General features: G+C 58.9%; 23 protein-coding genes. 11 read left to right on the forward strand and 12 right to left on the reverse strand.

Annotated features, from left to right (window positions below; all coding sequences use genetic code 11):
• Positions 1 to 63: 63 nt before the first annotated feature.
• The gene (thiI, locus tag GTU76_RS12065) at positions 64 to 1,518 is read right to left on the reverse strand and encodes a tRNA uracil 4-sulfurtransferase ThiI (protein ID WP_175552930.1); all 1,455 of its coding nucleotides are present in this window, start codon (positions 1,516 to 1,518) and stop codon (positions 64 to 66) included.
• Between the two features lie 327 nt (positions 1,519 to 1,845).
• Here thiI and glnA point away from each other — a divergent pair, with 327 nt between their 5' ends.
• The 5 genes from glnA to ntrC all read left to right on the forward strand — a co-directional run bounded on the left by glnA (position 1,846) and on the right by ntrC (position 7,446).
• Positions 1,846 to 3,252, forward strand: coding sequence for a glutamate--ammonia ligase (gene glnA / locus GTU76_RS12070; protein WP_016985745.1), 1,407 nt, complete (start codon positions 1,846 to 1,848; stop codon positions 3,250 to 3,252).
• Between the two features lie 308 nt (positions 3,253 to 3,560).
• Positions 3,561 to 4,076: a DUF4124 domain-containing protein gene (locus GTU76_RS12075; protein ID WP_016985744.1), complete on the forward strand. Its 516-nt coding sequence runs from the start codon at positions 3,561 to 3,563 to the stop codon at positions 4,074 to 4,076.
• Positions 4,073 to 4,696: a DUF4124 domain-containing protein gene (locus tag GTU76_RS12080; protein WP_016985743.1), complete on the forward strand. Its 624-nt coding sequence runs from the start codon at positions 4,073 to 4,075 to the stop codon at positions 4,694 to 4,696. Before GTU76_RS12075 ends, GTU76_RS12080 begins: the two co-directional genes overlap by 4 nt.
• Positions 4,697 to 4,927: 231 nt before the next feature.
• A complete protein-coding gene (gene glnL / locus GTU76_RS12085) occupies positions 4,928 to 6,013 on the forward strand; it encodes a nitrogen regulation protein NR(II) (protein WP_016985742.1) in 1,086 nt (361 codons plus the stop codon).
• Positions 6,010 to 7,446, forward strand: a complete 1,437-nt coding sequence (gene ntrC, locus GTU76_RS12090) for a nitrogen regulation protein NR(I) (protein WP_007909238.1) — start codon at positions 6,010 to 6,012, stop codon at positions 7,444 to 7,446. The genes glnL and ntrC overlap by 4 nt, the downstream gene beginning before the upstream one ends.
• Positions 7,447 to 8,097: 651 nt before the next feature.
• On the opposite strand, the gene GTU76_RS12095 is transcribed toward ntrC, so the two are convergent.
• Both GTU76_RS12095 and GTU76_RS12100 read right to left on the reverse strand, forming a co-directional pair.
• On the reverse strand, positions 8,098 to 10,128 hold the full coding sequence (locus tag GTU76_RS12095) for a leucine-rich repeat domain-containing protein (protein ID WP_180698699.1): 2,031 nt from the start codon (positions 10,126 to 10,128) through the stop codon (positions 8,098 to 8,100).
• Positions 10,129 to 10,317: 189 nt separating this feature from the next.
• Positions 10,318 to 10,758: a hypothetical protein gene (locus GTU76_RS12100; protein WP_016986348.1), complete on the reverse strand. Its 441-nt coding sequence runs from the start codon at positions 10,756 to 10,758 to the stop codon at positions 10,318 to 10,320.
• Between GTU76_RS12100 and GTU76_RS12105 the strand changes: the two genes are divergently transcribed.
• A complete protein-coding gene (locus GTU76_RS12105; protein WP_007909235.1) occupies positions 10,757 to 11,212 on the forward strand; it encodes a tRNA (cytidine(34)-2'-O)-methyltransferase in 456 nt (151 codons plus the stop codon). The two genes, GTU76_RS12100 and GTU76_RS12105, sit on opposite strands and share 2 nt — an antisense overlap.
• A 124-nt stretch (positions 11,213 to 11,336) precedes the next feature.
• On the opposite strand, the gene secB is transcribed toward GTU76_RS12105, so the two are convergent.
• Genes secB through GTU76_RS12120 form a run of 3 tightly spaced genes read right to left on the reverse strand, consistent with a single transcriptional unit; the run spans position 11,337 to position 12,549 of the window.
• Positions 11,337 to 11,822: a protein-export chaperone SecB gene (gene secB / locus GTU76_RS12110; RefSeq protein WP_016772114.1), complete on the reverse strand. Its 486-nt coding sequence runs from the start codon at positions 11,820 to 11,822 to the stop codon at positions 11,337 to 11,339.
• Positions 11,823 to 11,879: 57 nt separating this feature from the next.
• Positions 11,880 to 12,134, reverse strand: a complete 255-nt coding sequence (gene grxC / locus GTU76_RS12115) for a glutaredoxin 3 (RefSeq protein WP_038359971.1) — start codon at positions 12,132 to 12,134, stop codon at positions 11,880 to 11,882.
• A 1-nt stretch (position 12,135) separates the two neighbouring features.
• Entirely contained in the window at positions 12,136 to 12,549 is a 414-nt protein-coding gene (locus tag GTU76_RS12120) for a rhodanese-like domain-containing protein (protein WP_180698700.1), read from the reverse strand.
• 153 nt (positions 12,550 to 12,702) lie between these two features.
• Between GTU76_RS12120 and gpmI the strand changes: the two genes are divergently transcribed.
• The 5 genes from gpmI (at position 12,703) to GTU76_RS12145 (ending at position 19,373) form a co-directional block, all read left to right on the forward strand.
• Entirely contained in the window at positions 12,703 to 14,232 is a 1,530-nt protein-coding gene (gpmI, locus tag GTU76_RS12125; protein WP_180698701.1) for a 2,3-bisphosphoglycerate-independent phosphoglycerate mutase, read from the forward strand.
• Between the two features lie 229 nt (positions 14,233 to 14,461).
• Positions 14,462 to 15,748, forward strand: a complete 1,287-nt coding sequence (locus tag GTU76_RS12130) for a murein hydrolase activator EnvC family protein (RefSeq protein ID WP_077570329.1) — start codon at positions 14,462 to 14,464, stop codon at positions 15,746 to 15,748.
• Positions 15,749 to 15,782: 34 nt separating this feature from the next.
• Entirely contained in the window at positions 15,783 to 17,102 is a 1,320-nt protein-coding gene (locus GTU76_RS12135) for a S41 family peptidase (protein WP_016986344.1), read from the forward strand.
• Positions 17,103 to 17,104: 2 nt separating this feature from the next.
• On the forward strand, positions 17,105 to 17,881 hold the full coding sequence (locus GTU76_RS12140) for a divergent polysaccharide deacetylase family protein (RefSeq protein ID WP_016986343.1): 777 nt from the start codon (positions 17,105 to 17,107) through the stop codon (positions 17,879 to 17,881).
• A gap of 118 nt (positions 17,882 to 17,999) precedes the next feature.
• Positions 18,000 to 19,373, forward strand: a complete 1,374-nt coding sequence (locus GTU76_RS12145) for a Vps62-related protein (protein ID WP_180698702.1) — start codon at positions 18,000 to 18,002, stop codon at positions 19,371 to 19,373.
• Here the strand turns inward: GTU76_RS12145 and GTU76_RS12150 are convergent.
• The 6 genes from GTU76_RS12150 to hisB form a co-directional block, all read right to left on the reverse strand.
• Positions 19,354 to 20,109, reverse strand: a complete 756-nt coding sequence (locus tag GTU76_RS12150) for a substrate-binding periplasmic protein (protein WP_016986341.1) — start codon at positions 20,107 to 20,109, stop codon at positions 19,354 to 19,356. The two genes, GTU76_RS12145 and GTU76_RS12150, sit on opposite strands and share 20 nt — an antisense overlap.
• A gap of 82 nt (positions 20,110 to 20,191) precedes the next feature.
• The gene (gene hisF / locus GTU76_RS12155; protein ID WP_175552925.1) at positions 20,192 to 20,962 is read right to left on the reverse strand and encodes an imidazole glycerol phosphate synthase subunit HisF; all 771 of its coding nucleotides are present in this window, start codon (positions 20,960 to 20,962) and stop codon (positions 20,192 to 20,194) included.
• Positions 20,963 to 20,971: 9 nt separating this feature from the next.
• Entirely contained in the window at positions 20,972 to 21,709 is a 738-nt protein-coding gene (gene hisA / locus GTU76_RS12160) for a 1-(5-phosphoribosyl)-5-[(5-phosphoribosylamino)methylideneamino]imidazole-4-carboxamide isomerase (RefSeq protein ID WP_180698703.1), read from the reverse strand.
• Between the two features lie 42 nt (positions 21,710 to 21,751).
• A complete protein-coding gene (locus GTU76_RS12165; protein WP_180698704.1) occupies positions 21,752 to 22,012 on the reverse strand; it encodes a DUF2164 domain-containing protein in 261 nt (86 codons plus the stop codon).
• The gene (hisH, locus tag GTU76_RS12170) at positions 22,013 to 22,651 is read right to left on the reverse strand and encodes an imidazole glycerol phosphate synthase subunit HisH (protein ID WP_016986340.1); all 639 of its coding nucleotides are present in this window, start codon (positions 22,649 to 22,651) and stop codon (positions 22,013 to 22,015) included. It abuts the gene before it with no gap.
• Complete coding sequence (gene hisB, locus GTU76_RS12175; RefSeq protein WP_007909204.1) at positions 22,651 to 23,244, reverse strand: imidazoleglycerol-phosphate dehydratase HisB; 594 nt, start codon at positions 23,242 to 23,244, stop codon at positions 22,651 to 22,653. The genes hisH and hisB overlap by 1 nt, the downstream gene beginning before the upstream one ends.
• Positions 23,245 to 23,262: the final 18 nt, after the last annotated feature.

The raw sequence follows: 23,262 nt of genomic DNA on the forward strand, positions 1-23,262 counted from the left end.
TACAGCTTGACGGCGGTGTCGGGGGGCCGGTGACGCAGGCCACAGGCAAACAGCCCCGGGCACTTAGCTCGGTCGATAAACGCGCACATTGGCATGCCCCTCACTGAGCAAATGGTGAGCATGCAGGCGACTCATCACGCCTTTGTCGCAATACAGCAGGTACTGGCGAGTCGGATCCAGCTCCTTGAAACGAGCGTTCACTGCGTAGAACGGCATCGTCTGTACTTCTACGCCAGCGAGTTCCAGCGGCTCATCCTCGGCGGCATCCGGGTGACGGATGTCGATCACGATCTGGCCGGCCAGTGCTTCGCTGACTTCTTCAATCTGTACGTCCTGGCCCAATTCGTCGATCACCCGATCGATCGGCACCAGTTTGGCGTTTTCGAGCGCACGCTCGAGCACCGCCATGTCGAATTCTTTCTCTTCGTGCTCAACGCGACCGCGTTTGGCGGCAGTCTTCGGATTGACCGAAATGACCCCACAGTACTCCGGCATGTGCCGGGCGAAATCGGCGGTGCCAATCTCGTTGGCCGTGTCGATGATGTCCTGCTTGTGCGCCACGATCAGCGGACGCAGGACCAGCTTGTCGGTCACACAATCGATCACCGACAGGTTCGGCAGGGTCTGGCTCGAAACCTGGGAGATCGCCTCGCCAGTGACCAGCGCCTCGATCTGCAGGCGGTCTGCGATGTTGGACGCCGCGCGCAACATCATACGCTTCAATACGACGCCCATATGACTGTTATCGACTTTGCCGAGAATTTCGCCCAACACTTCTTCGAACGGAACACTGACAAATAGCACGCGTTGCGAGCTGCCGTACTTCTTCCAGATGAAATGCGCGACTTCCATCACGCCCAGTTCGTGGGCACGACCGCCGAGATTGAAGAAGCAGAAGTGCGTCATCAGGCCGCGACGAATGATCTGGTAGGCCGCAACGGTCGAGTCAAAGCCGCCGGACATCAATACCAGCGTCTGCTCCAACGCACCCAGCGGATAGCCGCCGATGCCGTTGTGCTGGCTGTGGATCACAAACAACCGTTTGTCGCGAACTTCGATACGGACTTCGATTTCCGGCGCTTTCAGGTCGATACCGGCGGCACCGCACTCACGACGCAGCTTGCTGCCAACGTATTTTTCAACGTCCATCGAGCTGAAGGTGTGCTTGCCGGCACGCTTGCAACGCACCGAGAAAATCTTCCCGGCCAGTGCAGCGCCGTAGTGCTGTTTGCACTTCTCGGTGATGTCGTCGAAGTCGCCCAGCGGGTACTCGTCGATCTGCAGAAAGTGCGCGATGCCCGGCATGCAGGTCAGGCGCTCACCCATCTCTTTCAAGGCTTTGGCGTCGGTAATGCGGGTTTCCAGCTCGAGATTGTCCCACACACCGTTCACCACCACGGCCGGGTCCAGATCGCGGAGCACGGTGCGGATGTTCTTGGCCAACTGGCGGATGAATTTCGTCCGGACAGGTCGGCTTTTGATGGTGATCTCGGGGAAGACTTTTACGATTAGTTTCATGAAAACAGCGCGCGAACGGCCAGCCGAAAAAGGGGGGCGCGGATTATAGCGGAAATTGCTCAAGGTTTAACCAGTTAATGTGCAGAAGGTTTTGCATGCACCAAAACAGGTCATTTGCAGATTATGACGCTACATTAAAGGGCGATATTTTCTGCTTTAAGACGCTTTGCACCTTAATAAGCGTGAATTTGGGGCAAAAAACCCATGCTGGGGCACTGGCATGCAATTTGCTCCCTTGTGAGGCAGGTTGCCTTGGCAGAGTATTCGCGCCGGCATCACCACTATTAAGGGCATCCACTACCAGCCCTAATTCACCCGGAGGACACTATGTCGAAGTCGGTTCAACTCATCAAAGATCATGACGTCAAGTGGATTGATCTGCGCTTCACGGACACCAAAGGCACTCAGCACCACGTGACCATGCCGGCTCGCGATGCGCTGGAAGACGACTTCTTCGAAGTCGGCAAGATGTTCGACGGTTCCTCCATCGCTGGCTGGAAAGGCATCGAAGCCTCCGACATGATCCTGCTGCCGGACGACGAAACTGCCGTGCTCGACCCGTTCACCGAAGACGCCACCCTGATCCTGGTGTGCGACATCATCGAACCGTCGACCATGCAAGGTTACGATCGCGACCCGCGCGCCATTGCTCACCGTGCCGAGGAATACCTGAAGACCACCGGTATCGGTGACACCGTCTTCGCCGGTCCAGAGCCTGAGTTCTTCATCTTCGACGAAGTGAAGTTCAAGTCCGACATCTCCGGTTCGATGTTCAAGATCTACTCCGAACAAGGTTCGTGGATGTCCGACCAGGACATCGAAGGCGGCAACAAAGGCCACCGTCCAGGTATCAAAGGTGGTTACTTCCCGGTTCCGCCGTTCGACCACGATCACGAAATCCGTACTGCCATGTGCAACGCACTGGAAGAAATGGGCCAGACCGTTGAAGTTCACCACCACGAAGTGGCGACTGCCGGTCAGAACGAAATCGGTGTCAAGTTCAACACCCTGGTGAAGAAAGCTGACGAAGTTCAGACGCTGAAATACGTTGTCCACAACGTTGCCGACGCCTACGGCCGCACCGCTACCTTCATGCCGAAGCCACTGTACGGTGACAACGGTTCGGGTATGCACGTGCACATGTCCATCGCCAAAGATGGCAAGAACACCTTCGCTGGCGAAGGCTATGCCGGCCTGTCCGAAACCGCTCTGTACTTCATCGGCGGTATCATCAAGCACGGTAAGGCACTGAACGGCTTCACCAACCCGGCCACCAACTCCTACAAGCGTCTGGTGCCAGGTTTCGAAGCGCCGGTGATGCTGGCCTACTCGGCTCGCAACCGTTCCGCGTCGATCCGTATTCCTTACGTCAACAGCCCACGTGGCCGTCGTATCGAAGCGCGTTTCCCGGATCCGGCTGCCAACCCGTACCTGGCTTTCGCAGCACTGCTGATGGCTGGCCTGGACGGTATCCAGAACAAGATCCACCCAGGCGACGCTGCCGACAAAAACCTGTACGACCTGCCGCCTGAAGAGGCGAAAGAGATCCCGCAAGTTTGCGGCAGCCTGAAAGAAGCTCTGGAAGAGCTGGATAAAGGCCGTGCGTTCCTGACCAAGGGCGGCGTGTTCTCCGACGACTTCATCGACGCTTACATCGCGCTGAAATCCGAAGAAGAAATCAAGGTCCGTACCTTCGTACACCCACTGGAATATGAGCTGTACTACAGCTGCTGATCCGGTAGCGCTGCGCTACGCGGCGTGAGTGAAAGAGGCCTCCTTCGTGAGGCCTTTTTTATTGCAGATCAAAAAAACCCTCACCCTAGCCCTCTCCCAGAGGGAGAGGGAACTGATCTCCATGCTTTTCAGAACCTGAGTTCACATGACAATTTCAGGTCGGTGAAATTTGTGAGAGCAACCCGGTCAATCCCCTCTCCCTCTGGGAGAGGGTTAGGGTGAGGGCGTTGCCAGATGTTTACCGAGTTGGGCCAACCGCCGCGTCTGGCCTATGCTGCATCCCATCGTTTTCAATCCCGGTCGATGTCATGGGTCGCACCTTTCTCTACATTCTGCTGCTGATCGCCCTGCCCGCTGCCGCGCAGATCTATAAGTACACCGATGCCAACGGCAACACTGTCTACAGCGATCACTCGCCGGACGGCGTAAAGGCGCAGCCGGTGGAGTTGCCGCCGCTCAATCGCGTCGAGCCGCAAGCACCCAACGCACCAGCCGCACCCAAATCTGACAATCGCCAGCCGGCACGCAGTGATGCCTATGAGATTCTGGAACTCGCCGGCCTGCCCACCGAAGAAGCCCTGCGCGCCAATAACGGCACGTTCACCGTCAACGTGCTGATCAAACCGCGCCTGCGGCCAGCCCATCAATTAAGGCTGGTTTTGGACGATGAACCCTACGGTCAGCCGAGCAACGTGCCGATCCTGCAACTGGTGAACGTGGATCGCGGCGAACACCGACTCGCCGTGCAGGTGATCGACGGGCAAACGACCATCCAGCAAAGCCCGCCAGTCGCCCTCAGCGTGCAGCGAGTGCACAAGCCATGATCCGCGCGTGGTTGTTCCTCCTGTCGGCGCTGATGTCGCTGCAAGCCTCAGCCGAGGTCTTCACTTATACCGACGCGCAAGGCAATCGCGTCTATACCGACCAACCGCGCGGCAACGCCAAGCGAGTGCCGGTCGCCACCAGCAATCGCATGTCCGCCAACCCCGCCGCCGCCGCGCCGATCACCACCGCGAAAAAATCCGCGGAACAACCGCTGTTCCACTACGACATGCTGCGCATTCTGGTGCCCGAACCCGATGCAACCATTCGCAGCAGCGCCGGCGAAATCATCGTCAGCGTCACCAGCGAACCGGGCCTGCAAAAAGGTCATCGTTACAGACTGCTGCTGGATGGCCAAGCCACCGGCGAACCGGGACTGAGCCCGGTCTTCCCGCTAAATAACATTGATCGTGGCAGCCACAACCTTTCGGTGGAAATCCTCGATGCCGAAGGGCGGACGGTGGAACGCACTGCCAACCAGCCTTTCCACATGCTGCGCATCTCCCTCGCACAGAAACGCCAGGTCAAACCGTGCACCACCGACGATTACGGCGTCCGTCCGGAATGCCCGATGAAAGACAAACCGCCCGAGCCGAAAAACCCCTTCCTGCGTTTCTTCTAACGCCATTCAGCTTTGCGCACTATATTGGTGCATTAGCCTGCACCGTACTCACATTCCAACCCATTTTGGTTCGAAACTACCCGCGAGAGCTGGCCCTGTGCCACGCAAACGAGCGTCAAACGCCTGTTTCACGGGTTAAGCGCTTCTTTTCGGAGCCTTGGTTTGGTTTTTGCATTTTCCCGATACCGACGCTTGCTTGTTGCGCACGCTCCGCCCCCAAAAGAGGCTCCGATGACTATTAGCGACGCAATCCACCGTTTGCTGCTCGACAACCTGACCACCGCCACCATCCTGCTCGACGCCGAATTGCGCCTTGAGTACATGAACCCGGCGGCGGAGATGCTGCTGGCCATCAGCGGGCAGCGCAGCCATGGGCAGTTCATCAGCGAGCTGTTCACCGAATCCACCGAGGCGCTGAATTCCCTGCGCCAGGCGGTGGAGCAGGCGCACCCGTTCACCAAACGCGAAGCCATGCTCACCGCCCTCACCGGCCAAACCCTTACTGTGGATTACGCGGTGACGCCGATCCTCAGCAACGGCGCCACGATGTTGCTGCTGGAAGTCCACCCGCGTGACCGCTTGCTGCGAATCACCAAGGAAGAGGCGCAACTGTCCAAACAGGAAACCAGCAAGATGCTGGTGCGCGGCCTCGCCCACGAGATCAAGAACCCGCTAGGTGGCATCCGTGGCGCCGCGCAGCTTTTGGCCCGCGAACTGCCGGAAGACAGCCTGCGCGATTACACCAACGTGATCATTGAAGAGGCCGACCGCCTGCGCAATCTGGTCGACCGCATGCTCGGCTCGAACAAGTTGCCGTCGCTGGCCATGTGCAACGTCCACGAAGTGCTGGAGCGTGTCTGCCAACTGGTCGAAGCCGAAAGCCAGGGCTGCATCACCTTGGTGCGCGATTACGACCCGAGCATTCCCGACGTATTGATCGACCGCGAACAAATGATTCAGGCGGTATTGAACATCGTGCGCAACGCGATGCAGGCAATCAGCAGCCAGAACGAGCTGCGCCTTGGCCGTATCAGCCTGCGCAGCCGGACCATGCGCCAGTTCACCATTGGCCATGTCCGCCATCGCCTGGTGACCAAGATCGAAATCATCGACAACGGCCCGGGGATCCCGGCGGAACTTCAGGAAACCATTTTCTTTCCGATGGTCAGCGGACGTCCGGACGGTACCGGACTCGGCCTGGCCATTACTCAGAACATCATCAGCCAGCACCAGGGCCTGATCGAGTGTGACAGCCATCCAGGCCACACCACCTTCTCGATCTTTCTGCCACTGGAACAAGGAGCCACATCGACATGAGCCGTAGTGAAACCGTGTGGATCGTCGATGACGACCGTTCTATCCGTTGGGTGCTGGAAAAGGCGCTGCAGCAGGAAGGCATGACCACCCAGAGCTTCGACAGCGCCGACGGTGTGATGAGTCGCCTGGCCCGTCAGCAGCCCGACGTGATCATTTCCGATATCCGCATGCCGGGTGCCAGTGGGCTGGATCTGCTGGCGCGGATTCGCGAGCAACACCCACGGCTGCCGGTCATCATCATGACCGCTCACTCCGATCTGGACAGCGCTGTCGCCTCGTATCAGGGCGGCGCGTTCGAATACCTGCCCAAGCCGTTTGACGTCGATGAAGCGGTGTCGCTGGTCAAACGCGCGAATCAGCACGCGCAAGAGCAGCAAGGCCTGGAAGTCGTACCGGCGCTGACCCGCACCCCGGAAATCATCGGCGAAGCGCCGGCGATGCAGGAAGTGTTTCGCGCCATCGGGCGCTTGAGCCACTCCAACATCACCGTGCTGATCAACGGCGAATCCGGCACCGGTAAAGAACTGGTCGCCCACGCTTTGCACCGGCACAGTCCTCGTGCGGCCTCGCCGTTCATCGCGCTGAACATGGCGGCAATCCCAAAAGATCTGATGGAATCCGAGCTGTTCGGCCATGAGAAAGGCGCGTTCACCGGCGCGGCGAACCTGCGTCGCGGCCGCTTTGAACAGGCTGACGGCGGCACACTGTTCCTCGATGAAATCGGCGACATGCCGGCGGATACGCAAACCCGCTTGCTGCGCGTTCTGGCCGATGGCGAGTTCTACCGCGTCGGCGGGCACGTGCCGGTCAAGGTCGATGTGCGGATCATCGCCGCGACCCACCAGAATCTGGAAACCCTGGTGCACGCCGGAAAATTCCGTGAGGACTTGTTCCACCGCCTCAACGTAATCCGCATCCACATCCCACGCCTGTCGGACCGTCGTGAAGACATCCCGACCCTGGCCAAGCACTTCCTCAGCCGCGCCGCGCAGGAACTGGCTGTCGAGCCAAAACTGCTGAAAAGCGAGACCGAGGAATACCTGAAGAACCTGCCGTGGGGCGGCAACGTGCGGCAGTTGGAGAACACTTGCCGCTGGATCACCGTGATGGCGTCCGGACGCGAGGTGCACATCAGCGACCTGCCGCCAGAACTCCTGAACCTGCCGCAGGACTCGGCACCGGTGACCAACTGGGAGCAGGCGCTGCGTCAGTGGGCCGATCAGGCCTTGGCGCGCGGCCAGTCGAGTTTGCTCGACAGCGCAGTGCCGGCATTTGAACGGATCATGATCGAGACAGCGCTGAAGCACACCGCCGGGCGCCGGCGTGATGCAGCGGTGTTGCTGGGTTGGGGGCGTAATACCCTGACGCGCAAGATCAAGGAATTGGGGATGAAGGTTGATGGTGGGGATGATGATGAAGGGGATGAGGGTTAAAACCTTGTTCGCTTGAGGATGGTTGTGTACTCAGGATCGATCCCCCTCACCCCAGCCCTCTCCCCAAGGGGGAGAGGGGAAAGGGAGCCGATTTCAGGTGACTTCGAGGCTTGAGTTCGGCTCGGTATCTCAGGTCGGCGTAATTTGACCAGGCAACTCGGTCAGTCCCCTCTCTCTATGGGCGGTCCGACGTTTCGGGAGGGTTAGAGGTGAGGGCCCCCCGTGCACCGCATCAATGCACAATGACCCGCGATCGCGCACAGCTGCACCGCCACACTCCTTCCTGAAAAAACCAAAAAACCCACTGTCCAAGAACATGAAAGCCCCGAATTACGGGGCTTTGATGTCTCTGATCAGCTTTTTTGTTTCAGCAGATTAAAACCTGGCACGCCCCCTGCAATACCTCTTACAGGTGATTCGATTCACCACCCGTTTCGGGGACCTTGGTACAGGCAGGCCGGGGATTCCCCTCTTTATACCGGGCGCACACCGCAACGCGATGCGCCCACCGTTTTGGGATCCTTGGTACAGGCAGGCCGGGGGTTCCCTCTTTACACCGGACCGACGCTGCTAGCGAAGTCCACCCCGTTTTGGGAACCCTGATACAGGCAGGTCAGGGATTCCCGCTTTTACATCGCACCCGGCATCGAATCATTCGAGTCGAGGTCGCTTTGGCAAATGATGCGAAGGCTGGTTTTGCCAGGTCGGGTCAGATTTGCTTATTTCATCCTCCAGCTTATCCAGCATTTTTCCGGGACTGGTTTCAGTTCTCGCAATAGCAAGCAACCGCCCTTGTTCACCTGGGCTGGCCTGTTGCATGTGTTCCAGAAAACTCCAGACTCGACGCTGCAAAATCTGACGCTCAACCCTGAATTCTGGCGTGCGCGATAAACTTTCGATTCTTGCCATCAGCAAAGAGTTTGTCTGGTTCATTTCTAATGAACTCCAAACTGCACCCTTTTCCTGGTGTTGCGCCTGTGGAACATCATGCAGCCAACGATTGACTCCCAGATCAATCTCAATATCTCCCAACCAGATATCAGCCCCTGTTTGTCGGCGTGCCGCGACCAGTCGCCGTAAAGATGCGGGGTCGGTAATCGGATTACGTTCAAGACGGATCCCGTCTCTGAGTTCAATGGTTTCGGGGATTACCTGAATTCTGTTCTCCTGCAGACCCAAAATGCGTTTTGGAACATCAGAAGTGATCCCCTCCGGGAACCTGCTTATTCGATTATTGTGCAAGTTGACCACCTGTAACGCTGCCATTCCTTCGAGAGAGGGAGCCTCGCCAAGCGAGTTGTAGGAGAGCGTCAATTCCTCAAGTCGCAACGGACCATTATCGGTACCAAGCCCTGCCGGCAATTGCCTTATCCCCGTAAACGATAGGTCCAGCACCCGAAGTTCGGACATCCCTGACACTGAGGGCGCGACACCCAATTGATGGTTCCCGGACAGGTCAAGCACTTCCAGGCGGGTCGGGCCGTCCGCTTGCGAAAGTCCGACAGGCAGCTCAGTCAGTTTTGCCGAAGTGAGACTGAGTTTCCTCAATTCAGTCATACCGCGTACTGAAAACGGGAAGGCCAGAGTACTGTGAGAGATGGCCAGTTCCTGCAGCCGGGTCAGCCTGCCAAGCAGGTCGACATCATTTGCAGAAAATGTCATCCCTTCTACGTGCAGGGCTCGCAGATGGGTGAGCGTCTCGATTCCGGCAGGTAAACGGGAGACGCCGTACCGATGAATTTTTAAAATTTCGACATGAGGAAAACTCAACAGCAGATTGCCGATTATTTCTATTTGCCCTTCAAGGCGAAGAGAAACGATGGAGTCGAGCCGCGTCAAGGAAAGAAAGTCGACGGGCAACTGGTCTGTTCTATTGCCCACGTGCAGATTCAAATCGAAGCCAACGAACTGACCATCGCGATAGACTTTTTCCGATGGCTCGCCTTGCCATTTGTACAGATCACGCACCTTGGCCCCGATCGCCAATCGCTGCTGGTGACTATTTCTGTTTTTGTCTTTGTAGAGGGCTTCCCAAGCGCTGATTTCGCGATCCAATTGAGAATACCCAAGCTCAATCCGTTTGAGTTCTGCTTCAGCTGCGTCGCTGTCCCCAAAGCGCGAGATAAAGTCATCCGCGTGTTGATCAGTTGCCTCGGGAAGGTATTTTCTGACCTGCACTCGAGTGGTTGAACTCGAGACCTCACGTACGCTCCAGAAGCCGCTGTCAGTATCACGCAGCAGTACCGGGCCGGAAGGCGACAACTCACTGGGCAATCTGGCGCGAAAGAGCCCAGTTTCTGGGTCAACCCCGACAAGTACAATGCGGCCATCGGACAATTCAGCGTAGGTGCGCTGTTTGAACACACGCAGACCCTGGCTATTGGCTTGCGCAAGTGTCGCCAGCGCGACGGTTACGTAACGGTCCACCGATGGCAGCGGTGCCGGGGAACGGGCGGCAACAGGAGTCGCATGCACCACGACGACCGGCGACGGGTGTGGAGCTTCAACACTAGAAGAGTCAGAGGTCCCGGCCCGCAGCGGTGAACTATTCAGAGAACTACCGGAATCGAAGCCTCTGAGTCCCGATGGGCCGGGGAGCGAAATATCCTCAGCTGTTGAGCGCGTCGGGCTGGTTGGTACATCCACATGGGTACCGCTTCCGCGCGGTGGTTTTACTGGCATGTTTTTTCATCCTTGAAATGCTCGTCCCTGGCTTTCGCGCAAGAGACGCAAGTTTCGGCATCCTGCCGATTTGAAAGAGGAGCGCACGATAGCGTGCACAGGTGCTGAAGGAGAGAGGAAAGGCAGACTGGCGCAGTGGGAAACAACGCCAGCAAAAGTAGGAGAAACGAAAGAGACGGCAGATTGCGATCAGTTGGCTTGCAAACGAATCTCCAGTCGCCAGCGATCGTCGACCTCGCTGCCTGCCCACTCGCCCTGTAGCGGCCGCGCTGCCAGTATCGTCAACAGCAATCCGCCGTCACTTTTGCGCGTACGCCAGTTGACGTCTTTGCCGTTGAGCTTGAGCTGGCCCTTCTGCGCCGGGCCTTCAGCCTGAAACAGCAGCGCCACGGTGCCATCGATGATCTCGCCGTGCAGCTTGGGCTCATTGTTGAACCACACCACCAGCCCTTGTTCCGTCACTTCGACTTGCTGCAACACAGTCGGATCCGGCGTGGTCAGGCGGCCGATCATCAAGCCAATCATCAATCCGACAATCGCCAGCGAACCGATCACCCGCGGGAATAGTTTCGAACGGTTGTCCACAGGCGGCGTAGAATGCCGCTCATCTTTACCTTCGGAGCCGTGCATGTTTCACGTCATCCTTTTCCAACCAGAAATTCCGCCGAATACCGGCAACGTTATCAGGCTGTGCGCCAACAGCGGCTGCCACCTGCATTTGATCGAACCGCTGGGCTTCGAGATGGACGACAAGCGCTTGCGCCGTGCCGGTCTCGATTACCACGAATATGCCACGCTGCAACGTCACGCGGACCTGGCCAGTTGCCTGGAAAGCCTGGGTAACCCGCGGTTGTTTGCATTCACCACCAAGGGCTCACGGCCGTTTCATGATGCCGCGTTTGTGCCTGGCGATGCGTTCATCTTCGGCCCGGAAAGCCGTGGCTTGCCGCCGGAAGTGCTCGACGCGCTGCCGCCGGAACAGCGCCTGCGCCTGCCGATGCGCGAAGGCTGCCGCAGCCTGAACCTGTCCAACACCGTGGCGGTCGCTGTGTACGAAGCCTGGCGCCAGAACGACTTCAAATAACATCGCAAAACAAATGTGGGAGCGAGCCTGCTCGCGAAAGCGGTGTATCAGTCGACAAAACTGTCATCTGACACGCCCTCTTCGCGAGCAGGCTCGCTCCCACATGGGGTGTTGCTGAACCGTCTTACTGAACGGTTGGCGTCTCGCCGCTTTCCTGCATGCGCTGCAGCTCTTGCGCGTACAGAGCGTCGAAGTTCACCGGAGCCAGCATCAGCGCCGGGAAAGAACCGCGGGTCACCAGGCTGTCCAGGGTTTCGCGCGCGTAAGGGAACAGGATGTTCGGGCAGAACGCACCCAGGGTGTGGCTCATCGAAGCCGCGTCGAGGTTCTTGATCAGGAAGATACCGGCCTGCTGCACTTCAGCGATGAAGGCAACTTCTTCACCGTTTTTCACGGTGACGGACAGGGTCAGCACGACTTCGTAGAAATCACCTTCCAGCGCTTTCTGGCGAGTGTTCAGATCCAGGCCGACCGCCGGGTCCCACTGCTGGCGGAAGATCGCCGGGCTTTTCGGGGCTTCGAAGGACAGGTCGCGTACGTAGATGCGCTGCAAGGAGAATTGCGGTGCGGTTTCTTCTTCGCTGGCTGCAGTGTTCTGTTGGTCAGTCATCTCAGATCCTTATCGATCTTGGGTCTTTTAGGGAGTGCTGTACGTGGGTGCAGCCGTTCAGGCCTTGAGCAGCGCGTCGAGCTTGCCGGCGCGCTCCAGGGCATACAAATCATCACAACCGCCGATGTGCTTGCTGCCGATCCAGATCTGCGGCACGGACGTGCGTCCGGCTTTCTGGGTCATTTCAGCGCGCACCTGCGGCTTGCCATCGACCTTGATCTCTTTGAAGGCCACGCCTTTGTTCTCGAGCAGGTACTTGGCTCGCGAGCAATAAGGGCAGTAATCGCTGGAGTAGACGATGACTTCGCTCATATCACTTCACCAACGGCAGGTTGTCGCCTTTCCAGCTGGAAATACCGCCGGACAGCTTGGCGGCGGTGAAGCCGGATTTCATCAGTTCGCGGGCGTGGGTGCCGGCGGTCTGGCCCAGGGCGTCGACCAGGATGATGGTCTTGGCCTTGTGTTTTTCCAGCTCGGCGACGCGCGTAGCCAGTTTGTCCTGGGGAATGTTCACCGCGCCAACGATATGGCCGGCAGCGAAATCCTTGGCCGGACGGATGTCCACCACCACGCCTGCGTCTTTGTTGACCAGCGCGGTCAGCTCGCCGGTGCTCAGGCTTTTACCGCCGCCCTGCATCGTGTGCGCCAGCAGCAGAGCCAGCAGTACGACGAAGATACCGACAAGAATGTAGTGGTTAGTGGCAAATTCAATCAGGTGAGCAACCATCGAAGGAGGTTCCAGGGCGTTAAAATGTCGGCCAGTATACACAGCCACTATGGTCGGCCAAACCCCGTCCGGCGGTGACGCGGTCGGAACTTAGCTTTAAACTCCAACTCCCTTTTCCATCGCCCTCTTCTTTATTAGCCACGAGTGGATTCCATGACGACTACGCCTAAACCTTTGGTCCTGATGATTCTCGACGGCTTCGGTCACAGCGACAGCCCTGAATCCAATGCCGTTTTTGCGGCGAAGAAGCCTGTTCTCGATCGCCTCTGGGCCAGCGTGCCGAACGGCTTGATCTCGGGCAGCGGCATGGACGTCGGCCTGCCGGACGGCCAGATGGGCAACTCCGAAGTCGGCCACATGAACCTCGGCGCCGGTCGCGTGGTGTATCAGGACTTCACGCGGGTGACCAAATCGATCCGCGACGGCGAGTTTTTCGAAAACCCGACCATTTGCGCCGCTGTGGATAAAGCCGTGGCCGCCGGTAAAGCCGTGCACTTCATGGGTCTGCTGTCCGATGGCGGCGTGCACAGCCATCAGGATCACCTGATCGCCATGGCCGAACTGGCCTTCAAGCGCGGCGCCGAAAAAATCTACCTGCACGCTTTCCTGGACGGCCGCGACACCCCGCCGAAAAGCGCCGCCTCGTCGATCGAACTGCTCGATGCGACCTTCCAGGCGCTGGGCAAGGGCCGCATCGCCAGCATCATCGGCCGTTACTTCGCCATGGACCGTGACAACCGCTGGGATCGCGTCGCCCAGGCCTACAACCTGATCGTCGATGGCAACAGCGAATTCAACGCTGCCACGGCGCAGGAAGGCCTTGAAGCCGCTTATGCCCGTGGCGAGAGCGACGAATTCGTCAAAGCCACGTCCATCGGTGAGCCGGTAAAAGTCGAAGACGGCGACGCCGTAGTGTTCATGAACTTCCGCGCCGACCGTGCCCGCGAGCTGACCCGCGTATTCGTCGAAGACGAATTCAAGGATTTCGAACGTGCGCGCCAGCCGAAACTGGCCGGTTTCGTCATGCTGACCCAATACGCGGCCAGCATTCCTGCACCGTCGGCGTTCGCGGCGGGCAGCCTGGAGAACGTCCTCGGTGACTATCTGGCGAAAAACGGCAAAACCCAGCTGCGCATCGCTGAAACCGAGAAATATGCGCACGTGACCTTCTTCTTCTCCGGCGGCCGCGAAGAACCGTTCCCGGGTGAAGAGCGCATTCTGATCCCGTCGCCGAAAGTCGCCACTTATGACTTGCAGCCGGAAATGAGCGCGCCTGAGGTCACCGACCGCATTGTCGAGGCCATCGAAAACCAGCGTTACGACGTGATCGTGGTCAACTACGCCAACGGCGACATGGTTGGCCACAGCGGCGTGTTCGACGCGGCCGTGAAGGCTGTGGAATGCCTTGATACCTGCGTCGGGCGCATTGTCGAAGCTCTGGAGAAGGTTGGCGGCGAAGCGCTCATCACCGCTGACCACGGCAACGTCGAACAAATGGCCGATGAATCCACCGGTCAGGCACACACCGCGCATACCACTGAGCCGGTGCCGTTCATTTACGTCGGCAAGCGTGACCTCAAGGTCCGTGAAGGCGGCGTGCTGGCGGACGTGGCACCGACCATGCTGAAACTGCTGGGTCTGGAAAAACCGGCGGAAATGACCGGTACGTCTATCCTGGTGTAATCCGCCCGATCAAACTCCACAAAACCCTGTGGGAGCGAGCTTGCTCGCGAATACGATGGATCAGTCGATATCAATGTCGCCTGACACACCGCTTTCGCGAGCAGGCTCACTCCTACATTGGTTTGCAGAGTTTTTCAGGCCAGTTATCACACAGCCCCAATTGGGCGTTTTTTTTGCAGCCTCGGGCGGGCATACTAGGCCGTCCCTTACCCTGGTGCCGCCCGCCCCTATGCTTCGCGTCCTGATCGCCCTTGCTCTGACCTGCCTGCTCCAACCGGCCTTCGCTGACGAGCGCGCGCAAACCCAACAGCAGTTGGACGCCACGCGTCAGGACATTGCCGAGCTGAAAAAGCTGCTGAGCAAAGTCCAGGAAGAAAAATCCGGCGTACAGAAAGAGCTCAAGGGCACTGAAACCGAGCTGGGCAAGCTGCAGAAGCAGGTCGATGCGCTGCAGAAAGAACTGCAGAAAAGCGAATCCGAGCTGCAGCGACTCGATGCAGAGAAAAAAAAACTCCAGAGCGCGCGCACTGAACAGCAGCGACTGATCGCCATTCAGGCCCGAGCGGCCTATCAGAACGGTCGGCAGGAATACCTCAAGCTGCTGCTCAACCAGCAGAATCCCGAGAAATTCGCCCGCACCCTCACCTATTACGATTACCTGAGCCAGGCCCGCCTGGAGCAGTTGAAGAACTTCAACGAAACCCTGCGCCAACTGGCCAATGTCGAAAAAGACATCGCCGCCCAGCAGGCGCAATTGCTGGTACAGAAAAGCAGCCTCGATACCCAGCGCGACGAACTGGAAAATGTTCGCAAGGAACGCCAGCAAGTCCTCGCCAAGCTCAACGATGACGTGAAGGCTCGCGATCAGAAACTCGCCGCGCGCGAGCAGGATCAGGCAGACCTGTCTAAAGTCCTTAAAACCATTGAAGAAACCTTGGCCCGTCAGGCTCGTGAGGCAGAAGAAGCGCGGCAGAAAGCGCTGATCGCCCAGCAGGAAGCGGAAAAAAAGCGCTTGCGTGAGGCGCAGGCTGAAAACAGCGACGCCCCACGAAAACCGGTCAAATCCACTCCCGGCGCGCTGGTCTCCAGCAGCGGCGAGACCTTCGGTGGCCCTTTTGCTGCAACCCGGGGAAAACTTCCGTGGCCGGTTGATGGTCGACTATTGGCACGCTTCGGCGAAAGCCGTGGCGACGACGCCCGCACCAAGTGGGACGGCGTGATGATCAGCGCCTCTGCCGGCAGCCAGGTGCATGCGGTACACGGGGGGCGCGTAGTGTTCGCCGACTGGCTGCGCGGCGCCGGGTTGCTGGTGATCCTCGATCACGGCAACGGTTTTCTGAGTCTTTACGGTCACAACCAGACGCTGCTCAAGTCTGCCGGTGACGTGGTAAAAGCCGGTGAGTCCATCTCCACTGTCGGTAACAGTGGCGGCCAGGACACATCAGCGCTGTATTTCGCAATTCGTCAGCAGGGTCACCCGAGTGATCCGGCGCAATGGTGCCGCGCGCAAGGATAGGCGTTGAGTCACCTACATTAGGAGTTCGTTCGACATGCTGCATTTGTCCCGCCTTACCTCGCTGGCCCTGACGATCGCCCTGGTGATCGGCGCGCCTCTGGCGTTCGCCGCGCAACCGGCCCCGGCCGTCGCTCCGGCAGGCACTGCCGCGACCTCCAAGGCGCCGTTGCCGCTGGAAGAGTTGCGCACCTTTGCCGAGGTCATGGACCGGATCAAAGCCGCTTACGTCGAGCCGGTGGACGACAAGACCCTGCTCGAAAACGCGATCAAGGGCATGCTCAGCAACCTCGATCCGCACTCGGCCTACCTCGGTCCTGAAGATTTCACCGAGCTGCAGGAAAGCACCAGCGGTGAGTTCGGTGGTCTGGGCATCGAAGTCGGCGCCGAAGACGGCTTCATCAAAGTGGTCTCGCCGATCGATGACACCCCGGCGTCGAAAGCCGGCATTCAGGCCGGCGACTTCATCGTCAAGATCAACGGTGCGCCAACGCGCGGCCAGACCATGACCGAAGCCGTCGACAAGATGCGCGGCAAGATCGGCCAGAAAATCACCCTGACCCTGGTCCGCGATGGCGGCACGCCGTTCGACGTGACCCTGGCCCGCGCGGTGATTCAGGTGAAGAGCGTCAAGGCGCAGTTGCTGGAAACCGGCTATGCGTACATCCGCATCACCCAGTTCCAGGTCAAGACCGGCGAAGAGGTTTCCAAGGCGCTGGCCAAGCTGCGCAAGGACAACGGCAAGAAGCTCAACGGCATCATCCTCGACCTGCGCAACAACCCGGGCGGCGTGTTGCAGGCGGCGGTAGAAGTGGTCGACCACTTCATCACCAAAGGCCTGATCGTCTACACCAAAGGCCGCATCGCCAACTCCGAACTGCGCTTCTCGGCCACCGGCAAAGACGAAAGCGAAGCAGTGCCAATGGTGGTGTTGATCAACGGTGGCAGCGCCTCGGCTTCGGAAATCGTCGCCGGCGCCCTGCAGGATCAGAAACGCGCCGTGGTTATGGGCACCACCAGTTTCGGCAAAGGCTCGGTACAGACCGTGCTGCCGCTGAACAACGACCGTGCGCTGAAGATCACTACCGCGCTGTACTTCACGCCGAATGGTCGTTCGATTCAGGCCCAGGGCATCGTTCCGGACATCGAAGTGCGCAAGGCCAAGATCACCAACGAAGCCGATGGCGATTACTTCAAGGAAGCCGACCTGCAAGGTCACTTGGGCAACGGCAACGGCGGCGCGGACAAACCGACCGGCTCGGGCGCCAAGCCTAAAGCCATGCCGCAGGACGACGACTACCAACTGGCCCAGGCCCTGAGCCTGCTCAAAGGGCTGAGCATCACGTCCGGCCGTTGAGGATGTCTCTGCGTTTCGTCTTCGTTCTGTTGTGCTGTCTGGCGGGTGCTGCTCACGCAGAGCCCGTCAGCCCGACACCGCACAAAGCCTACCTGACACTGATCATCGACGACCTGGGGCAGAACCTGCCCCGGGATCGCCGTGTGCTGGCCCTGCCCGGCCCGGTGACCACGGCGATCATGCCTGATACCCCGCACGCCACCGAGTTCGCCCGCGAAGCCCATCGCGCCGGCAAGATCGTCATCCTGCACATGCCGATGGATCCGGCCACCGGGCCTTATGCCTGGCACCCGGATTTGCCAATCGAAGAGCTGGAGAAACGCCTCAACGCCGCGTTCAAAATGGTCCCGTACACGGCTGGCATCAATAATCACATGGGCAGCCGCATGACGGCGCAGCCAGTGGCGATGGCGTGGTTGATGGGCGAGTTGCAGCGCCGGCACAAGTTTTTCGTCGACAGCCGCACCAGCGCGCAAACCGTGGCGGCACAGCAGGCACAGAAAATCGATCTGGCGAGCGTTTCGCGGGATGTATTTCTCGATGACGAGCGCACTGAGGCCGCAATCTTCACTCAGTTGCAGACGGCGATCAGTCTGGCCCGCAAACAGGGCTCGGCCGTCATGATCGGCCATCCCTATCCACAGACGCTGGCGGTGCTGGAGCGAGAACTGCCCAGACTGAAGGCCCAGGGTATCGAGTGGATCGACATCAAACAGATGATCAGCGTGCGCAGCAATCGCGCCATGGCTGGCCATGGCAAAGATGGCGTGTACCGGTAACAGGTTGTCACGACTGTAGATACATAGTTACCGCCAGCCATCGGGCCCAGCCCCGGATAGTAAGACCTGCAACAGGTCGCGACTCCCCCGAGTCGCCTTTCAACTATCAGGAACTACCATGACTACTCATGACGATAGCGTTTCGCCGATCGGGCAAACGGATGCCATTCGACACGACAATCTGCTGATCAACTTCACCACGGAGTTTCTCCGCGTCTGGGACACCAGCGGTTCGCGGGCAAAACCGGCCGCCTTCTGGCGCCCCACTCCTGCCGCCGATGTGCTTCCCGGCTATTTTCCATTGGGCGACGTGGCCATTGATCATCACAACAACATTACCGAGCGACATGTGGTGGCCGTGGTTTGCGAGGCAGGAACACCCAGTGCCGATCCTGGCAAAGGCAAAGCGCTGAGTCGCCCGGATGACTACGAGCTGATCTGGAAGGATACCGGGGCGGGATCCAGGAAGGACGGGGCGATCTGGCGACCCATCCCACCCGAAGGTTATGTGGCACTGGGCTCTGTATGCTCCGACGGCTACGAAAAACCATCACTCAACGCGGTTCGCTGTGTCCGCGCCGACCTTGTCATCGCATCAGGCGTCAGTGAACCGGTGTGGAACGACAAGGGCAGCGGTGCCCGACAAAGCGTCAGCACCTGGAGTGTCGTTCCACCCTCAGCCCCGTCGAATGTGATTCATCTGGCACCCGGCACCTTTGTCGGCTGGAACAGTCATTCCAGGCCCGCTGACTTCCTCCTTTACTCACTGCGCCTTGAGATCCCGCTGCAGATCAATCCCCGTCCCGGCGCGCCGATTCTTGACAGTGCAGTTTTGCCGTCTTCGCAAATACCCGAGATATCCACGCACACCGCCAGACTTCCCTGGTTCGCGGTAAAAGACCCGCAGTTTTCCAGACGCGAACAACTGCGCCAGTCACCTTTCTATCTTCTGCAACGCACGGATCAGTATCAGCTCGTATGCCATCGCTACAACGGGGAAAACCATAACAGGACGATGCGCTGGACCGCACCCCGGGCACAGAGCAGCGAAGGTCTGCGCGCATTCACCAACCGCACCTCGATCGAGTTCGGCGCGCAATGGAAGAGTAATGTGTCCCGGCCTTTCCTGTTTTCGGCGCGCTTGAACAATGAGTTCACCCAATGCGAAGTCCACTCAAACGACTGGCTCAACTCAACGCCGATTGAAATCGCCGCGGTCATGGCCAAAAACAGCTCGATGGCGGTCTACCTGATGCAAAGTCAATACACGCTGCTACGCGCAGACGGTACGCATGTTACCGGCGCTGTCAGTTACACCGACGCCAACAGTTTGCACTTCAGCGCCTACACATTGCCGGTACCGGATGAGCCGATCCTGCCTGAGGAAGAGCCGCAAGTACCGGACGCGATAGACACTTCAGTAGCGGATAACGCCATCACGCAAACGCCAGCGCCGACAGAATTGCCAACGGCTACAGATAACGCCCCATGATCTCGTCGACAACGCCGTCCTTGCGCATCTGATCCAATGCCGCCTGCAACCTGGCGACAACTTCGTCAGAAATGTCTTTGTTGAGAGCCAGATACAGTTCGGCGCTATTGAAGCGCAGCACGGTCTTGAGCCCCGTCACACCATCCTGCCGCGCCAGATAGCGCCCGGCAGGATCCCCCGTGGCCCACAGGTCGATCTGACCATTGACCAACTTTTTCGCATTGTCCTGGTCGCGCAGCACAACCACTGGCTTCAAGCCTTGCTTGGTCAGCGTCTCGGCAATGGCATCGCCCTTGTAGGCGCCGATCTTGTACTTGCGCGCGTCATTAAGGGTTTCGAGGGTGATCTTGCTGTCGGCCTTGGCCAACAGGATCCAGTCGTCGGGGCCGATCGGTCCGACCCATTTGAAGAGTTTCTCGCGATCAGGCAGGCGTGCCATCACGAAAGCACCGTAGCCGGGATTTTCCAGCGCCAGTTTGTACACCCGCTCCCAGGGAAAGCGCAGAGTCAGACTGTAAGTGAGGCCGGAGCGCCGGAACATCTCACGCACGATATCGGTGGCGATACCGTTGATGTTCTCGCCCTGGGCGAAATTCTTGCCGTTCTTCGCCATGTTGTACGGCGGGAAGTTTTCGGTAAGGAGCACCAGATCGGTGTCGGGACTGTCCTCGGCACGAGCCGTGTTGACCAGCAACAAAGTAACACTGGCGAGAACAAGAAGCAGGCGTTTGATCATGTCGGGCTACCGAAATCCATGGCGTGCCCAAGAGTGCCTCGGGTGCGCCATGGTGTCCACTGGCCTGTATGGAATTTGACGCTTAACGCATCACGATGCCGCGTTTGGCCATATAGGCCTTGGCTTCCTGCACGGTGTATTCGCCGAAGTGGAAAATACTCGCCGCCAGCACTGCACTGGCGTGACCTTCGAGGATACCGTCGGCCAGATGCTGCAGATTGCCGACGCCGCCGGAGGCGATCACCGGAATCCCCAGCGCATCGCTGATCGCACGGGTCACGCCGAGGTCGAAACCATTTTTCATGCCGTCCTGATCCATGCTGGTCAGCAGGATCTCGCCAGCGCCGAGGCCTTCCATTTTTTTCGCCCACTCGACCGCGTCGAGGCCGGTTGGCTTGCGCCCGCCGTGGGTGAAGATTTCCCAGCGCGGGATTTCGCCCGGGCCGGAAACCTTCTTCGCGTCGATGGCGACGACGATGCACTGCGAGCCGAAATGCTGCGCCGCTTCACCGACGAACTCCGGGTTGAACACGGCAGCGGTGTTGATCGACACCTTGTCCGCGCCGGCATTCAGCAGGTTGCGGATGTCCTGCACGGTACGCACGCCACCGCCAACGGTCAGCGGAATGAACACCTGGCTGGCCATGCGCTCAACGGTATGCAGCGTGGTGTCGCGGCCATCGACGCTGGCAGTGATGTCGAGAAAGGTAATCTCGTCGGCACCCTGCTCGTCGTAACGACGGGCGATTTCCACCGGGTCACCGGCGTCGCGGATGTTTTCGAACTTCACACCTTTGACGACCCGGCCGTTGTCCACGTCCAGGCAAGGGATGATGCGTTTGGCCAGCGCCATGGTCAGTCCTCAGCCTTGGTACGAATCGCAGAAAGCTTGCGCTTCGGCGACGTCGAGGGTGCCTTCGTAGATCGCCCGGCCAGTGATGGCGCCGATGATGCCTGGCGCCTTGGCGTCGAGCAGCGACTTGATGTCACCCAGATTGTGGATACCGCCGGAAGCGATCACCGGAATCTTGGTAGCAGCGGCCAGCGCAGCGGTGAACGGTACGTTGCAGCCCTGCATCATGCCGTCTTTGGCGATGTCGGTATAAACGATCGAGGACACGCCGTCGGCTTCAAACTGCTTGGCCAGATCGATGACCTGTACGGTGCTGATTTCAGCCCAGCCATCGGTGGCGACGAAACCGTCTTTGGCGTCCAGACCGACGATGATCTTGCCCGGGAACACACGGCAGGCCTCAGCGACGAAGGCCGGATCTTTAACGGCTTTGGTACCGATGATCACGTAGCTCACACCAGCCTTGACGTAGTGCTCGATGGTTTCCAGCGAACGGATACCGCCACCGATCTGGATCGGCAATGTCGGGTAGCGCTTGGCGATCGCGGTGACCACTTCGCCGTTGACTGGCTGGCCTTCGAACGCGCCGTTCAGATCGACCAGATGCAGACGGCGGCAACCACCCTCCACCCACTTGGCAGCCATGCTCACCGGGTCATCGGAGAACACTGTGGAATCTTCCATGCGGCCCTGGCGCAGACGTACGCAGGCACCGTCTTTAAGATCGATAGCGGGAATAATCAGCATCTGGCAAACCTTCAAATTTGAATGTTCAGCTTGGCTCGGAAATCAGTTTTTCTCGAGCGCCCACAGGTCGCTTTCGATGCTTTCAAACCGCTCTTTGAGGTGGGTCTGCACATCGAAAATCGCCCTGTTGTAATAGTGCGGAGCAATTTCGCGGGTAAACAGCTCAAGAATTTCCGCCGCTTCGAACGACCCCAGGTCCAGTTCGAAACGGTCTTCCATGAACCGCTGAATCTTGCGATTGGCCTCGTTCTCCTGCTCGGCAGTGAGGGTCAGGATCGGCGGTTTGGACTTCTTGGCAGCCATTTACCAGCGACCGTCCCACGCGGCGAAGTTCTGCAGCAATTGCAGGCCATGGGTATGGCTTTTCTCCGGGTGGAACTGCACGGCGAAACGCGAACCATCGGCCAGCGCCGCAGCGAAATCGACGCCGTAATGGCCACCACCCACCACTTGCCGCGCATTGGCGGCGGCGATGTAGTAGCTGTGCACGAAGTAGAAACGCGCCATGTCTGGAATGTCATGCCACAGCGGGTGGCTGACCTTCTGCTTCACTTCGTTCCAGCCCATGTGCGGGACTTTCAGGTGTTCGCCGTCTTCATGCAGGTCTTTGCCGAAGAACTTCACCGCGCCCGGAAACAGGCCGATGCAGTCGACGCCGTCGTTCTCTTCGCTGCTGTCGAGCAAGGCTTGCATGCCGACACAGATGCCGAGAAACGGACGATCCTGACTGACTTCACGCACCAGCGAGTCGAAACCGAGGCGACGGATCTCCGCCATGCAATCGCGAATCGCGCCAACACCTGGGAACACCACGCGGTCAGCTTCGCGAATCACCGCAGCATCGCTGGTGATCAACACCTTGCCGGCACCGACGTGCTCGAGGGCCTTGGCCACCGAGTGCAGGTTGCCCATGCCGTAATCGATAACTGCCACCGTCTGCATTACAGAACGCCTTTGGTCGATGGCATTTGCCCGGCCATGCGCTCATCCAGCTCGACGGCCATGCGCAGCGCGCGGCCGAAAGCCTTGAACACGGTTTCGATCTGGTGGTGAGTGTTGGTGCCACGCAGGTTGTCGATGTGCAGGCTGACCAGCGCGTGGTTGACGAAGCCCTGGAAGAATTCCTGGAACAGGTCAACGTCGAAGCCACCGACGGTAGCGCGGGTGTACGGCACGTGCATCTGCAGGCCTGGGCGACCGGAGAAATCGATCACTACGCGCGACAGCGCTTCATCGAGCGGCACGTAGGCATGACCGTAACGACGGATGCCTTTTTTGTCGCCAATGGCTTTGGCAAATGCCTGGCCGAGGGTGATACCGACGTCTTCCACCGTATGGTGGTCGTCGATATGCAGATCGCCCTTGCATTCAATATCCAGGTCGATCAACCCGTGACGGGCAATCTGATCCAGCATGTGCTCAAGAAAAGGAACACCGATATCAAATCGGGCCTTTCCGGTGCCATCAAGGTTGATCGAGGCTTTGATCTGGGTTTCCAGAGTGTCGCGCTCGACAGAAGCCTTACGTTCGGCCATCACCAGCTCCGCAAAATC

The sequence above is a fragment of the Pseudomonas crudilactis genome (genome assembly GCF_013433315.1).
In the GTDB taxonomy this organism is placed as follows: domain Bacteria; phylum Pseudomonadota; class Gammaproteobacteria; order Pseudomonadales; family Pseudomonadaceae; genus Aquipseudomonas; species Aquipseudomonas crudilactis.